We start from the raw sequence: 14,742 nt of genomic DNA, 5'->3' as shown, positions 1-14,742 counted from the left end.
CAAATTATCACCGCTTTATCAATGTTAATTTTAAGTTAAATTAAAATATAATTTGTAGGATTAGTTATATGTTTATCAATTCTTTCAATTCGTCTGTGTATTTAGTTTATTTATGTGAACTAGTTTGGTAAAGTCCGCGCCGTCCTCATCCTGTAGGACATCCTGTTGATGATGCACTCGAAAGGGTGCAACGTATTGATAGCTTCTCCCCAGTTTGCTATGCCGGCCCCGCATTAATTTGCGGGGCCGTTTTTTTGTTATTTAGATGTTAATTATCAAGACGTTGATTGCACTTAATAATGCAAGTGATACTATTAAGACTCATTTTCATTATTAAAGAGTTGCGTCATGATTAAGTCATTTGCGATTATTGGTTTATCACTCACTAGTTTATTTTCAGCCAGCTTTGCGCATGCAGATTGGCAGCTTGATAACGAGCATAGTAAAGTTAGTTTTGTATCAATTAAAAGTAATTCAATTGCTGAGGCGCATCACTTTAAGGCATTAACGGGTGAGCTTTTGGAGCAAGGTCAATTTAAATTAGAAATAGACCTTAATTCAGTTGAAACGCTTATTCCTATTCGTAACGAGCGCATGAGTAAGTTGCTTTTTGAGGTTGCTAAATTTCCTGCTGCGACACTTAGCGCCGATTTATCAAGCGTAGTAAAAATACTAAAGCCAGGTTTGCACCTTCTTGAAGGAAAAAAAGCAGAGCTGAATTTTCATGGTCAAACAAAAACATTGAACATTGATGTATTAGTGACAGTATTAGAAAACGGCGATATGACGGTAAGTTCGTTTACACCTGTGATTATTAATGCCGCTGACTTTAGTGTGACTGAAGGCATTACACAGTTACAAAAGTTAGCTGGATTACCCTCTATAGCAACCGCAGTACCCGTCACGTTTACACTAACACTTAAAAAACAGTGATCTCACTCAAAGAGTTGGCTGCCCAATTGAGTCAGCCAAGCAAGCCGTTTGATAGTTGGCAACCGGCTCATTGTGGGGAGCTGCCCATTGTTATTGATGCGCAAGGCAAATGGCATTATGCAGGTAGCGAGATAACACGCAGTGCAATGGTTAAGCTATTTGCTAGCGTATTATGTAAAGAGCAAGGTCAGTTTTACTTAAAAACACCCGTTGAGAAAATCGCAATTACAGTTATTGATGCGCCTTTTAATATTATTGCATGGCACATGGAGCAGACAGCGCAAGGCACAGTACTGTGTTGTCGTGACAACATAGAAAGAACGTGGTTGGTCAGTGCTGATTTACCATTGGTAATGCAAAACTATCAAGGCGATGACATACCTTATTTACAATTACCAAATGGATGTAGTGCACGAATAGCGAGAAGTGTATTTTATCAGTGGGCTGAAGAAATAGCACAAGCTGATGAGCAAGGCTATTTCATTCAATCTGCAGGGCAGCGTTTTTATTTAAATGTGTAGTTGTTTAACTAAGCTGAGTTTAACTCGCATCTGATTCAGGTGTTTGTTCTGGTTCTTGTGGCGGGATAGCGATAATAGGCCCTAAGAACCATTCATCTAATTTTTTAGCAACTTCAGGTAAGCCTGTGCCTTTTAATGATGAAAAGGCATGCACAGTGATATCACCATCAAGTGTGCTAAGTTCACGGCGAACTTGCAATACTTGTGCTTTACGTGCACCTTGTTTTAGCTTATCAGCCTTTGTTAAAAGCGCTAACACAGGAATTTCACTGCCAATAGCCCAGTTAATTAAATCACGGTCTAAATCTTTTAATGGGTGGCGAATATCCATTAAAATCACGATACCTTTTAAGCTTTGGCGTTTTTGCAGATACTCACCTAATGATTTCTGCCACTTCTTTTTCATTTCGATTGGTACTTTAGCAAAACCATAACCAGGTAAATCGATTAAACGCATATCATCAACATCAGCAAGCTCAAATGTATTGATCAGCTGTGTACGACCAGGCGTTTTACTGGTACGTGCTAGTTTTTGATCTGTTAGTGCATTTAGCGCACTCGATTTACCTGCGTTGGAGCGACCAGCAAATGCAACTTCAATTCCCGTATCAGCAGGTAATTTAGTGATGTCTGGAGCGCTGGTAACGAACGACGCAGTGTTATATTTGATACGAGATTTGAGCACAGGCTTTCCTAAGTACATAAATAAAGAAGAAGAGTAAACTAATTTTACTCAAGGCGCGTATTTTATACTATTACAGCCGTATTAAAAAGCGTCTTTAGGTCTTCAAAAGGGCTTAAAATTGAGTAAAACTATGCAACTAAAGCTTAATCTAGGTCAAAACCCTATAATTTATAAGTTTAATGTGAGTAGAAAACGTGCCAGAGAATTTATTATCGTGTAGAATATACATATCACAACATCCATATTGTAGATGATACAGGGTCGGAACAGAGAATTCACCATGAAAAAAATAGCACTATCTTTAACTATATTGCTTGGTGCGTTGTCAGCAAGCAACGCAACAGCATTTGATGGCGATGTAAACGCAGGTAAAGAAAAATCAGCAACGTGTGCGGCTTGTCACGGCCCAGACGGTAATGCACCGATTAATATCTACCCGAAAATTGCAGGCCAACACGCAGATTACATATACAAGCAACTTACCGAATTTAAACTTGGTATGACTTCGGGTGGCAAAAGCGGCCGAATGGATCCTGTTATGAGCGCAATGGCAATGCCATTAAGCGATCAAGACATGAAAGACTTATCAGCTTATTTTTCGTCATTAAACATGTCTGAAGGTGAAACACCTAAAGATGTAGTTGAAGTTGGCGCAATGCTTTTTAAAGCTGGAGATGCTGAACGTGGTATTCCATCGTGTGCATCATGTCATGGTCCACGCGGCAATGGTTCTTCATTAGCTAAGTTTCCAAAAATTTCTTTCCAACATCCAGAATATATCAAAGCACAGCTTGAGAAATTCCGTGATGGCTCACGTGAAAATGATTTAAATGGAATGATGAAAGATATTGCTCAAAAACTAACAGATAAAGATATCGAAGTACTTTCTAAGTACTTAGGTGGTCTACACTAAAGTAGTATGGAATAGCTTGGTTTTTAGTACTAAGCTCTATACTAATGATAAAAAGCAGCATTCGCTGCTTTTTTTGTGTCCAGAATTTGCCGATATAACCTACTCGCCTGTGAGACATTGACCATACTGCGTTGTAAGCTAAGTCTTATTTTAATTTCACTTATTGAAGTAACCTATTGTAATTTAATGTTTTCGTCATGTTGCAATTTGAGCGGTGCAATAAATATTATATAAATTAGTTGTAACAAATTTATTAATGCGTAAATTAACCCCTGTCGCTGAAACAATAAAAACAATATGGATTTAACTATACGGAAAGTAGTACGGCGATAATACTGGGGTTAAAACATCGGTTGATGTTCTCAAAGGAAATACTAAAAAAGTGTCAATGAAGACCGATAATAATAAAAAGTCATGGAAGTTAAAAAATAATAATAAAATGGAATGCCACACGGAAGGTAAATATAATAAAAAAATGGAACAACAATAATAACAATAAAAATAAAGACTAAAAAGTCGAAGGGAGAAGTGTCCAGTTAAATGGCGCTCAGATTAGCAGGCGGTAGAGATGTTTTCTCTACCGCCTTTTTATTTGTCCTGTTACAATGGCAACCGTTTATACTTAAAAGTATAAAGTGCGCTAGTAGTCGAGTTACCCAACCTCAATCCGCACAAACCAAATTCTTCTGGCAAGGCCAGCATCGCAACGCTAAATGAGTGTTGCTCAAAACCTCTTAAGTGAGATGATCAAGATATGAGTAGAACGAAAAAATCACGTAAAAGCCCATCAAATGGCCCTGTTCGTTTAAGCCAAGATAAGCTTAAAGAAATGCGTGCACTGAAAGAACAACGTGTTAAAAAAACCAAAGGCGCTAAGTCAGGTTCACGTAATTCGATTGAAGCTTTAAAGCCTGATACAAAAAGTAATCAGCATAATAAAGATAAGCGTGTTGGTAGTAAAAAGCCAATATCTTTAGTTGCTGTTGCACCAGAGCCTGTCATTGAATTAAAGCGTAACTTAAAGCCACAAGTTGAGTTGAAAAAAGTTGTGCAGCCAGAGTTTACGCCAGAGCAAGAACTGGAAGCGCTAGAAAATGATGAGCGTTTGTTAAAACTAGTTGAGATACATGAAAGCGGTACTCTATTAACAGGTAAAGATGCAAAATACTTCAACAGTCGTATCGACCGTCATCAAGAGTTATGTGAATTGCTTGGTATAGAAGATGAAGACGGGGATGACTTTGATGATGAAGATTTCATCGAAGAAAGTAACAGTGACTTTGATAATTATTTATCTAATGATTTAGCCAATGAATGGCTAGATGATGAGGACGATAAATAATGAATGTGATGATCTTAGCTCTGTGTGTGGGCGCTGTGATCATCGCAGGGTTGGCATTTTATGCAGGGCAATTGCTGTATAAGGTGAGTGCGCAAAAGAAGCTCATAGCTAAAGAGCAGGCTAAGCAGCAAGCAAAGCTTGCTAAATCTCGTTTAGAGCGCAATGCTAAGCTTGCAGATAGTATTCATTTGATTGCTCGAGCAATGCATCAAGAGCAGTGTGAGTTCTCTGAAGGCTGTTTACGTATTTGGGTGTTGATGTCGCAATATAGCTTTGAACATGATGATGACCTTACTATGCGTTATCCTGGTATTTTTGCGATGTATGAAGTGGTTAAAGAAATGCCGACTCATGATGCGCGTAAAAAGTATTCAAAGAAAGAAATATTTAAGCTAGATAGTGCACGCTGGCGTGCTGAAGAAAGTAACGCTGATGCGATTAAAGCTGACTGTGAGAAAATCATTGAAGATTTCAAAGCTGCTCCGGGCAGCGAGAATGTCGTTTTTAACTAACTTGTTCACAATAGCTAAATTGAAAAAGCAGACCTAGGTCTGCTTTTTTGTTTTGACCATTTAGGCTAAATTACTCGTGAGAATCGCGTCGCGTTTATTTGTTTTTGCAAATGAGCATCAAAGCACATACAAATTATACGAATAAACAAATTACCACGAGCGGTGACAATAATACGTTTGCCGTCAATAGCTACCATACCGTCGGCAATTAGTGGCTCTAGAGCTTTGAGCGAGCTTTCAAAGTAGTGCTCAAAGTCGAGTTGATATAGATCAGCAATGCTTTGCATATTGAGTTCAAAGTGACAAATAAGTTGTTTGATGACAGTTGCGCGTATCACGTCATCGCTGTCCAGTTGCATTCCTTTAGTTATTGCACAGCCAAGTTGATGATCTAGGGCGTAGTAATAATGCTTCAACTCTTTTTGGTTCTGTAAAATGGCAGTGCCGATTTGTGAAATAGACGATACGCCTAACCCCAGTAAATCACAGTTTCCATGGGTGGTATAGCCTTGAAAGTTACGATGTAATTGTTGACTATTTTGCGCGACGGCTAATTCATTTGTGGTTTTAGCAAAGTGATCCATCCCTATAAATTGATAACCAGCATCGCTCATTTGCTCTAAGGTATTTTTAAACATGGTAAGTTTATCGTGCGCGTTAGGTAGATCGGCATCTTTAATTTTGCGCTGCGCGGCAAAGCGATCGGGTAAATGTGCATAATTAAATACAGAGACACGATCAGGACTAAGGGCAATAAGCTGATCTATCGTTTCTTTAAAGCTCTGAGGCGTTTGCAAAGGTAAGCCATAAATCATATCAGCGTTAATTGATGTAAAGCCAAGCTTGCGGGCTTCACTAATCAAGCCTTTCACATCATCGGCACTTTGTGGGCGATTGACTGCAAGCTGTACTGCATCATTAAAATCTTGAATTCCAAACGACACGCGATTAAAACCAAGTGTGCGTAAGTGGCTGAGCATACCATCAGCTAGTGATCGTGGATCTATTTCAATACCACGCTCAGCATTGGCTGTAAATTTAAAGTGTTGGTTTAATAACGAGATTAAGCGACTCATTTGTTCGGCGGTTAAAAAAGTGGGTGTGCCACCCCCTAAATGTAGCTGTTCAACATGATATTGTTCAAATAACGGTGCTTGCGCAATGATTTCTTTTTCAAGGTAATCAAGATACAGATCAGCTTTTGATTGATGGCGGGTAATCACTTTGTTACAACCACAGTAATAGCAAAGCTGGCTACAAAACGGGATATGAATATATAAAGATAAGCTGCGATTATTGGATGAATTAATTGCACGGAGCAAATCTTGCTGTTGGTAGCCATCATCAAACGACAATGCTGTGGGGTAGGAGGTGTACCTTGGTCCAGACACATTGTATTTATTTATTAAGCTTTGATCCCACTTGGGTAAATTAATCATCACGCGCACCTTTACGATTGTTTTAACAATTATAAAAAAGCTGTGTAATGTCAGTATTGATCTGCAACAAAAAAGAGTGCTGTAAGCGCACTCTTTTTATGGTTTGTAGAGTCGTTAAAGTTTGAATTGGTTTACAGTATTGTTCAATGAGCTTGCAAGATCATTGAGATCGCGCGCTTCGTCTGCAAGTTCAAGTGCATGATCTGCAGTACTATTCACTAAATGGTTGATAGCAGCTAAGCTATTATTTATATCTTCAGCAACCACTGTTTGTTGCTCGGTTGAGGTGGCAATGTGATGACTTTGATCTTGTACCTTAGTCACTGAGTCTGCAATGTTCTGCAATGCATCTAACACCTCTTGTGTTTGTGCCACCGAACTTTGTGCGCGCTCTTGTCCTTGTTGCATCATAGTGGAAGCTTGCTGCGCAATTTGCTGTAAGCGTGAAATCATATTGCGAATGTCATCCGTTGATTCTTGTGTACGACTTGCAAGCGATCGAACTTCATCGGCAACAACAGCAAAGCCACGGCCTTGCTCACCAGCACGCGCGGCTTCAATGGCAGCATTGAGCGCCAACAGGTTCGTCTGATCTGCGATGGCATTTATCACGTCAACAACCGCACCAATATTGCTACTTTCTTGCTCAAGGCCCGCAACCACTTTTGATGCTTCGCCAATATGCTCAGCGAGTGCCGTCATCACACTTTGTGCATTTTGCGAGCGCGATGTTCCGTCTGCGGTGATATGTTGCACTTCTTCAGCTGCATTATTAGTGTGTTGAGCGTTACGCGAGATCTCCATTACTGTAGAGGCCATTTCAGTCACTGCGGCACTAACACTATCGACCTGTTGTTTTTCCTGCTGAATTTCATCATTGGTTTTTTGCGACACTGATTTTAATTGCGCCGCGGCGTTAGTTAGTTGTTCTGCTTGAGCCGCTGTGTCGAGCATCATGGCACGCAACTTATCGATAAATGTATTCATGTGCAACGCAAGCTGGCCAACTTCATCTTGGCTATCGATGGTGATTTTTTGAGTTAAATCACCATCGCCTGAGGCAATGTCGCGCATAATATGAGTCAGTGTAATTATCGGTTTTGAGATCATGTGAGTAGCCCACAAGATCATTGCAATGATGATCAATAGAATAACCACAACAGATGTCGTCGTCGTCATGACGGCTTCGTTAACTGGCTCATCAATCATTGTTCTTGGCACTAAAATACCCACATACCAGTCTAAAGATGGCTGCTCTAATTGTAAGCGGTTATAAACAACAAAATACTCTTGGCCTTTTAAAATGACTGTAGCATCACCGCTAATAGTATTCTTCATTTGCAGATTAAGTTCAGTAAATCCTTGAGTATCGCTGAATTGTTTTTCGAGGGCATCTAAGCCTTGTTTGCCATTGGGTCCCTCGTCAGTTACTGAAAGTTTATGATTAGTACGTTTAGATAAATGAACAACTTTTTGGTCTCCATCAAGCAAGAAGCCATAGCCTTGACCATTAAAACGAACGTCTTCAACCATTTTATTGATTTTGTTAAGCTGTAAGTCCACACCACCGAAACCAACTAATTCACCTTGTTGGTTATACACTGGTTGTTGCACAACGGCAGAAGCATTACCAGTTGTTAGATCAACTGAAATTGGGCCAACATATAAGCGATTTATTTTTAATGCATCCTGCCACCATCCTCTCTTATACGCGTAATATGGCTGACCATTGTAGTGAGTAGTCCGTTCGTGTTCTTTAAAGTATTCACCCGTTTTAGCTGAAGCAAAAAATGCTGATAAGATATTCTCATCATTGCTACTAATACGCACAAAATCTTGGTTTACTTCATCGTAGCCAGGCGCACCTGTTAGTGTTTGATCTCGTTTATCCCATGCATCAAACCAATTTACTAAATGGGGATTATTAACGAATGTATTGACCAGTTTTCCGTATTGGGCAAAATAACCTTGCATTGAGAGTTGCTCACTTTGCAGATAACTGTGAGCTTCCCGTTCAATACTTTGGCGTGATAATGAAGCGATATGATTAACAAAGTAAGATGAAGCAGCGATCAACAGCACAGTGATAGTGCCACCGATTAGCAATAATATTTTTTTTCGCAATGATAAATTTTTTAACATAAGTGCACACATTCTTATTATTTAGTAGAGTAAGCAAGCTTATCTAATCATATATTAGTCCTAATCTCCATATTGTGAGGTAAGACAAATGAATAACATTTTATTAAATTGTAAGGACGATGTTACAAAGTGGGTACAATAAAAGAACGTTTAATTGTATTAGGTGCAGGCTGGCTTGGGCACCCTTTATGTTTGCAGCAACTAGCACAAGGCTGGGATGTGCAAGGAACCCATCGTGGTATTGAACATCAACATGCAGTTCAGCGCCGATTGGTGTTTGAAAATAATCAGTTAAGTCATCAACTCGATTTACAAGATGCTTGGTGGGTGTGTGCTATACCCCCCCGTAGTCGTCAGGCTGATAGCCATTATTTAGAGACTTTAAAGTTAGCGATTGAACTTGCTGGTAATATGAATGCGAAAGGTTTTTTATTATGCTCATCAACGGCAGTGTATGGGCCAGATAACTTAATTTATGATGAGCAAAGCCCGATCGTAGTAACTAGCCCACGCCAGCAACCGTTACTTGAGGCTGAGCAGTGTGTTTTAAATGCGGGCGGAAAAGTACTTAGATTAGGTGGTTTGATCGGGCCAGATCGAGAGCCTGGTCGTTTTGTGGCTGGTAAAGAACTACAAAGCTCAAGTAGACAAAGCGTTAATATGGTGCAGCAGCAAGATGTGATTAATGCGATTATTAGCGTGTTGGATAAGTGGCAAATTGCAGCGCCAATTTATAATGTAGTCAATCCTGCTCACCCTACAAAAGCAGATTATTATCAACAAAAATGCCAGCAATATGGTACTCAGACGCCTACCTTTATTAGTGACGAAAGTGCCGAACGCATCATTGATGGTTCGGCTATTGAATCACTTGGTTTTAACTACCAGTTTGATATTTAAAACGATGGTAATACGCCTTTAGGTAATAAATTACACAGCTCGCCTTGTTGTAATAACAAGTTAGCTGCTTCGATATCGGGGCCGAAATAACGGTCTTTGTCGTAGTAGCTAACTTTTGTGCGCAGAGTTGCTTTGGCTTGTTCAACTTTTTCAGATGCGAGTAATGGTTTTCTAAACTCTAAGCCTTGTGCTGATGCCAGCCATTCAATTGCCAGTACGCCTTGCGTGTTGTCGGCCATTTCACCTAGACGGCGCGCCGCAAAAGTTGCCATCGACACATGATCTTCTTGGTTTGCTGAAGTAGGTAAACTATCGACTGACGCTGGATGTGCCAGTGACTTGTTTTCTGATGCTAATGCTGCAGCTGTAACTTGCGCAATCATAAAGCCAGAGTTAACACCGCCATTTTCAACTAAGAAAGGTGGCAGTTTTGATAGGTTTGAATCAATTAATAACGCGATACGGCGCTCAGCGAGTGCACCTATTTCGGCAATCGCTAATGCTAAGTTATCAGCTGCCATTGCGACTGGTTCTGCGTGGAAGTTACCACCAGAGATAATATCGCCCACATCTGCAAATACCAGTGGATTATCAGTCACTCCATTTGATTCACACAATAATACTTCAGCGGCTTGGCGAATCTGCGTTAAACATGCGCCGAGTACTTGTGGTTGGCAGCGTAGGCAATATGGGTCTTGTACTTTTTCACAATCAACATGGGCTTCACTGATCTGTGATTGCTCACTTAACATCTCGCGGAAAATTGCAGCGGTATCTATTTGCCCACGTTGGCCACGTATATCATGGATGCGCGCATCAAATGGTGAACGACTGCCCATTGCGGCTTCAATGCTGATAGAGCCAATCGCACAGCTTTGCGCATATAAACCCTCAGCACGAAATAAACCTTGTAATGCAAATGCAGTTGAAGCTTGAGTGCCATTTAATAGTGCTAAACCTTCTTTTGCGGCTAAAGTCAGTGGCTCCAGGTTGGCAATTTTAAGGCCTTCAACAGCGCTAATTAGTTTACCTTGGTAGCGCATTTCGCCTTCACCAAGCAGTGGTAAGCACATGTGTGACAATGGCGCTAAATCACCTGATGCACCCACTGAACCTTTTTTTGGTACGCAAGGGTAAACTTGTGCTTCAAGCAATTGCATAAAAAACTCAATGACTTTTAAGCGAATGCCTGAAAAACCACGAGATAATGAATTAATTTTCAGCACCATCATTAATCTTACGGTACTGTCATCCATGTAGGCACCAATGCCGGCAGCATGCGAAAGCACAATTGAGCGCTGTAACAGCTCTAATTCATGTTCGGCAATTTTGGTATTAGCGAGTAAGCCAAAACCGGTATTGATACCATACACAGTACGATGTTGATCAATCACGTCTTGAACAGTTTGTGCGCTGGCAGCGATTTTAATTTCGCTATCTTGGGCAAGCGTCAATTTTACTGGCGATACATTAATTTGGCGTAGTGTCGCTAAATCAAGTTGGCCAGGTGTGAGAGTAAGTTCAAACATGATTATTCCTTATTTAACATTGGTAGATCGAGGCCTTGCTCGGTAGCACAGTTAATTGCAATATCGTAACCTGCATCAGCATGGCGCATTACGCCTGTTGCAGGGTCGTTCCATAATACACGGCCAATACGTGCAGCTGCTTCGTCAGTACCATCGGCAACAATAACCACACCAGAATGCTGGCTAAAGCCCATACCAACCCCGCCACCGTGATGTAAAGAAACCCACGTTGCACCGCCTGCAGTATTCAGCAATGCGTTAAGTAATGGCCAATCTGATACAGCATCTGAGCCGTCTTTCATTGCTTCGGTTTCACGGTTTGGACTGGCCACCGAGCCTGAGTCTAAATGGTCGCGACCAATTACAACCGGTGCTTTTAGTTCGCCATTTTTAACCATTTCATTAAACGCCAGAGCTAAACGCGCTCTGTCTTTTAGCCCAACCCAGCAAATACGCGCGGGTAAGCCTTGAAATTGAATACGCTCACGGGCCATATCAAGCCAATTGTGTAAGTGCTTATCGTCTGGGATAAGTTCTTTTACTTTTGCATCAGTTTTGTAAATATCCTCTGGATCACCAGAGAGTGCAACCCAGCGGAATGGGCCAATGCCTTCACAAAATAATGGGCGAATATAAGCGGGCACAAAACCTGGGAAATCAAAGGCATTTGTCACGCCTTCTTCAAACGCCATCTGGCGAATGTTATTACCATAATCAGTGGTTGCCGCGCCTGCTTGCTGTAATGCCAACATAGCAGTTACTTGCACCGCCATAGATTGCTTTGCAGCTTTAACCACGGCTTGTGGTTCTTGCTCACGCATTTTTGCAGCATGGTCCATGCTCCAACCTTGTGGTAAGTAACCATTGAGTGGGTCGTGAGCTGAGGTTTGATCGGTTACAACATCAGGGGTAATACCACGCTTAACTAATTCACTAAATACGTCAGCGGCGTTACCGAGTAAACCAACAGATAGTGCTTCACCTTTGGCGCAAGCAGCGTTGATAAGTTCAAGAGCATGATCTAAGTCAGTCGCTTTAACATCAACATAACGGGTTTTTATTCTAAAATCGATGCGAGTTTCGTCACATTCGATAACTAAAGCACTAAATCCTGCCATGGTTGCAGCAAGAGGTTGTGCACCACCCATGCCACCTAAACCACCGGTAAGTACCCACTTTCCAGCGGCGTTACCATTAAAGTGTTGTTTTGCCATCGCTACAAAGGTTTCGTATGTACCTTGTACAATACCCTGTGAGCCTATGTAAATCCACGAGCCCGCAGTCATTTGACCGTACATCATCAAACCAAGTTTATCGAGTTCGTTAAAATGCTCCCAATTAGCCCAATGCGGCACTAAGTTTGAGTTTGCAATTAAAACCCGTGGTGCATTACTGTGAGTTTTGAATACCCCAACTGGTTTACCTGATTGCACGAGTAACGTTTCGTCGTCTTCGAGTCTGTCGAGGGTTTCGATTATTTTATCGAAACAAGGCCAATCGCGCGCTGCTCGGCCAATGCCACCGTATACCACTAACGAGTGCGGGTGCTCAGCAACCTCTGGATCTAAGTTGTTCATTAACATGCGCTTAGCGGCTTCTGTGAGCCAGCTTTTAGCGCTGATCTTATCGCCATGTGGCGCGCGGATAACGCGAGATTCATCAAGTCTGTTGTTCATGGAGTACTCCTGTTGTATATACAACTGATTTTGTTTTAAAAAATACGCAATTAAGCGCATCTTTTTGATTCGTGTATTATTTTATTTTTTAAATGTTAAATGGCCACCTAAGCGATATTTACTCCCTGGTGACACTAAACGTGCAAAGCTAACAATGCCTGATGATGACCACGTACGGCGTATAACCTGTAAGCAAGGTTCTTCATGATATAAGTTTAGCCATTGGCACATTTCGCTGTTGGGCATTATCGCTTCCACTGTGTGGCGAGCTTCTGTTAACGGCGCAACGCTCGATAAATATTCGTGCGGCGTTAATACGGTAAAATTTTGTTGTAGGTAACTTTTTGCCAAAGCAGGATTAACAAAGCGTTCTTCTACTTGCAGCGGCTGATCATTTTCGTTGTGCACCAATACACTGCGATACACTAGGCTATCTACTTCAACACCTAAAGCAATGGCAATAGGTGCAACGGCGCTGATAGATTCAAGTACTAACACAGTGCAACTGTAATTACCGCTGCGGGCTTTAACTTCATCTGCAATATTTTTAATTTCAAGCAATGATGATTGTGATTTAAAGCTGGCAACAAACGTACCTAAACCTTGGCTACGAGTGAGGATATCCGCTTCTGTAAGTTCACTCAATGCTCGGCGTGCTGTCATCCGACTGACACTAAATTGCTCAGCTAATTCGTTTTCTGAAGGCACGCGTTGGTTTTCTTGCCATGCGCCGGATCGAATATTATCAACAATAAACTGCTTTATTTGTGCGAATTTAGGTGTCGTCATTAGAGTTTTTACAATCTTTTTAAATTACCTATTAACTATAAGATGACATATTTATCTTGTATATACAAGATGGCTTGCTAGACTAATAAAAAAGAATTTTAGGAACCGATATGACCACATTAACCGCGACAGATAACAGCAATGACTGGGACTTACTGATCACTGATGCCAATATAGCCACTATGGATAGCAATATTGATGCACCGTATGGTGCAATTGAAAATGCGGCGCTGGCGGTTAAAGATGGTCATATCGCATGGCTTGGTAAGCAAAGTGACTTACCAACATTTGATGTGTTAGCTACACCGACAGTGTCTGCTAAAGGGCAGTGGCTAACACCCGGTTTAATAGATTGTCATACTCACTTAGTCTTTGCTGGCTCACGGGCTGAAGAGTTCGAACAGCGTTTGCAAGGTGTTAGTTACGAGCAAATTGCCGCGCAAGGTGGTGGTATTGCCAGCACTGTAAGGGCAACACGAGAGGCTGACCATGAAGCGTTATTTGTGCTGGCGAAAGATCGCCTCAATGCACTCTATGCTGAAGGTGTAACTACGATTGAAATCAAGTCGGGCTACGGACTTGACTGCGAAAATGAAGTAAAAATTCTCGAAGTAGCGCGCCTACTTGGTGAAAATCATCCCGTTGATGTAAAAACCACTTTTTTAGGGGCACATGCATTACCACCTGAGTATAAAGGTCGTAGTGATGAGTATATTGATTTGGTGTGTAACGAAATGTTAGATCAGATTGTTGCAGCTAATTTAGCTGATGCGGTTGATGTATTTTGTGAAAATGTTGGTTTTAGTAATGAGCAAACACGTCGCGTGTTTACAGCCGCAAAAAAACATAGTTTGCCTGTAAAATGCCATGCCGAGCAGTTATCTAACCAACATGGCACAGAGCTTGTTGCTGAATTTAAAGGTTTATCGGCAGATCATATAGAGCATTTAGATGAAGCGGGAGTAAAGGCTATGGCCGCAGCGGGTACTGTGGCTGTTTTATTACCCGGCGCATTTTATTTTTTACGTGAAACTAAGCAGCCGCCAATTGAGTTATTAAAGCAATACAATGTACCAATGGCTATTTCAACAGACTTTAACCCGGGCACCTCACCCTTGTGTTCTTTGCAATTAATGATGAATATGGGGTGTACATTATTTCGTTTAACGCCAGAGGAAACTTTAGCTGGAGTGACGTGTAATGGAGCTAAAGCACTTGGTTTAAAAGACCGTGGTGAATTAAAAATAGGGCTACGAGCTGACATTGCACATTGGCAAATTTCTCACCCAGCGCAATTAAGTTATCAATTAGGCGTAAATAAACTGTTAAATCTGTGGATATTGGGTAGACTTAATTAGTCT

The 14,742-nt window shown here is 41.1% G+C and carries 13 protein-coding genes; 7 read left to right on the top strand and 6 right to left on the bottom strand.

All coding sequences use genetic code 11. The features are described 5' to 3' along the window. The first annotated feature begins 348 nt into the window (after positions 1–348). Both HJP15_RS11920 and HJP15_RS11915 read left to right on the top strand, forming a co-directional pair. Complete coding sequence (locus HJP15_RS11920) at positions 349–933, top strand: YceI family protein (RefSeq protein ID WP_054204909.1); 585 nt, start codon at positions 349–351, stop codon at positions 931–933. Next, positions 930–1,454, top strand: a complete 525-nt coding sequence (locus HJP15_RS11915; protein ID WP_170173862.1) for a DUF1285 domain-containing protein — start codon at positions 930–932, stop codon at positions 1,452–1,454. Before HJP15_RS11920 ends, HJP15_RS11915 begins: the two co-directional genes overlap by 4 nt. 19 nt (positions 1,455–1,473) lie before the next feature. Here the strand turns inward: HJP15_RS11915 and yihA are convergent, their stop codons facing one another. Next, positions 1,474–2,139, bottom strand: coding sequence for a ribosome biogenesis GTP-binding protein YihA/YsxC (yihA, locus tag HJP15_RS11910; RefSeq protein ID WP_054204907.1), 666 nt, complete (start codon positions 2,137–2,139; stop codon positions 1,474–1,476). A gap of 280 nt (positions 2,140–2,419) precedes the next feature. Here yihA and HJP15_RS11905 point away from each other — a divergent pair, with 280 nt between their 5' ends. The 3 genes from HJP15_RS11905 (at position 2,420) to HJP15_RS11895 (ending at position 4,906) form a co-directional block, all read left to right on the top strand. Continuing rightward, positions 2,420–3,052, top strand: a complete 633-nt coding sequence (locus HJP15_RS11905; RefSeq protein ID WP_054204906.1) for a c-type cytochrome — start codon at positions 2,420–2,422, stop codon at positions 3,050–3,052. Positions 3,053–3,806: 754 nt separating this feature from the next. Continuing rightward, the gene (gene yihI, locus HJP15_RS11900; protein WP_054204905.1) at positions 3,807–4,394 is read left to right on the top strand and encodes a Der GTPase-activating protein YihI; all 588 of its coding nucleotides are present in this window, start codon (positions 3,807–3,809) and stop codon (positions 4,392–4,394) included. Further along, positions 4,394–4,906 (top strand): DUF2489 domain-containing protein, encoded by a 513-nt coding sequence (locus HJP15_RS11895; RefSeq protein ID WP_054204904.1) that lies wholly within the window; start codon positions 4,394–4,396, stop codon positions 4,904–4,906. The genes yihI and HJP15_RS11895 overlap by 1 nt, the downstream gene beginning before the upstream one ends. Before the next feature lie 65 nt (positions 4,907–4,971). On the opposite strand, the gene hemN is transcribed toward HJP15_RS11895, so the two are convergent. Next, entirely contained in the window at positions 4,972–6,345 is a 1,374-nt protein-coding gene (gene hemN / locus HJP15_RS11890; RefSeq protein WP_054204903.1) for an oxygen-independent coproporphyrinogen III oxidase, read from the bottom strand. Between the two features lie 114 nt (positions 6,346–6,459). After that, on the bottom strand, positions 6,460–8,487 hold the full coding sequence (locus tag HJP15_RS11885) for a methyl-accepting chemotaxis protein (protein WP_054204902.1): 2,028 nt from the start codon (positions 8,485–8,487) through the stop codon (positions 6,460–6,462). 129 nt (positions 8,488–8,616) lie between these two features. Here HJP15_RS11885 and HJP15_RS11880 point away from each other — a divergent pair, with 129 nt between their 5' ends. Further along, positions 8,617–9,387 carry a Rossmann-fold NAD(P)-binding domain-containing protein gene (locus HJP15_RS11880; RefSeq protein ID WP_170173861.1) on the top strand — a complete coding sequence of 257 codons (771 nt, stop codon included), beginning with the start codon at positions 8,617–8,619 and terminating at the stop codon, positions 9,385–9,387. Here the strand turns inward: HJP15_RS11880 and hutH are convergent. The 3 genes from hutH to hutC all read right to left on the bottom strand — a co-directional run bounded on the left by hutH (position 9,384) and on the right by hutC (position 13,381). Then, entirely contained in the window at positions 9,384–10,916 is a 1,533-nt protein-coding gene (gene hutH / locus HJP15_RS11875) for a histidine ammonia-lyase (RefSeq protein WP_170173860.1), read from the bottom strand. The two genes, HJP15_RS11880 and hutH, sit on opposite strands and share 4 nt — an antisense overlap. 2 nt (positions 10,917–10,918) lie before the next feature. Next, positions 10,919–12,592 (bottom strand): urocanate hydratase, encoded by a 1,674-nt coding sequence (gene hutU / locus HJP15_RS11870; RefSeq protein ID WP_054204899.1) that lies wholly within the window; start codon positions 12,590–12,592, stop codon positions 10,919–10,921. A gap of 81 nt (positions 12,593–12,673) precedes the next feature. Continuing rightward, a complete protein-coding gene (gene hutC, locus HJP15_RS11865; protein ID WP_054204898.1) occupies positions 12,674–13,381 on the bottom strand; it encodes a histidine utilization transcriptional repressor HutC in 708 nt (235 codons plus the stop codon). Between the two features lie 110 nt (positions 13,382–13,491). Between hutC and hutI the strand changes: the two genes are divergently transcribed. Then, complete coding sequence (gene hutI / locus HJP15_RS11860) at positions 13,492–14,739, top strand: imidazolonepropionase (RefSeq protein ID WP_054204897.1); 1,248 nt, start codon at positions 13,492–13,494, stop codon at positions 14,737–14,739. The last annotated feature ends 3 nt before the right edge of the window (positions 14,740–14,742 follow it).

The organism is Pseudoalteromonas sp. NEC-BIFX-2020_002, from assembly GCF_013002825.1.
In the GTDB taxonomy this organism is placed as follows: Bacteria; Pseudomonadota; Gammaproteobacteria; order Enterobacterales; family Alteromonadaceae; genus Pseudoalteromonas; species Pseudoalteromonas neustonica.
Note: the sequence above shows the minus strand (reverse complement) of the source record. Positions and strands in the feature narration are given on the sequence as shown.

Coding starts and splice junctions, on each gene's coding strand:
- HJP15_RS11905 (WP_054204906.1), top strand. CDS start 2,420: ATGAAAAAAATAGCACTATCTTTAACTATATTGCTTGGTGCGTTGTCA.
- hutI (WP_054204897.1), top strand. CDS start 13,492: ATGACCACATTAACCGCGACAGATAACAGCAATGACTGGGACTTACTG.
- HJP15_RS11920 (WP_054204909.1), top strand. CDS start 349: ATGATTAAGTCATTTGCGATTATTGGTTTATCACTCACTAGTTTATTT.
- hutC (WP_054204898.1), bottom strand. CDS start 13,381: ATGACGACACCTAAATTCGCACAAATAAAGCAGTTTATTGTTGATAAT.
- hemN (WP_054204903.1), bottom strand. CDS start 6,345: ATGATTAATTTACCCAAGTGGGATCAAAGCTTAATAAATAAATACAAT.
- yihI (WP_054204905.1), top strand. CDS start 3,807: ATGAGTAGAACGAAAAAATCACGTAAAAGCCCATCAAATGGCCCTGTT.
- hutH (WP_170173860.1), bottom strand. CDS start 10,916: ATGTTTGAACTTACTCTCACACCTGGCCAACTTGATTTAGCGACACTA.
- HJP15_RS11895 (WP_054204904.1), top strand. CDS start 4,394: ATGAATGTGATGATCTTAGCTCTGTGTGTGGGCGCTGTGATCATCGCA.
- hutU (WP_054204899.1), bottom strand. CDS start 12,592: ATGAACAACAGACTTGATGAATCTCGCGTTATCCGCGCGCCACATGGC.
- HJP15_RS11885 (WP_054204902.1), bottom strand. CDS start 8,487: ATGTTAAAAAATTTATCATTGCGAAAAAAAATATTATTGCTAATCGGT.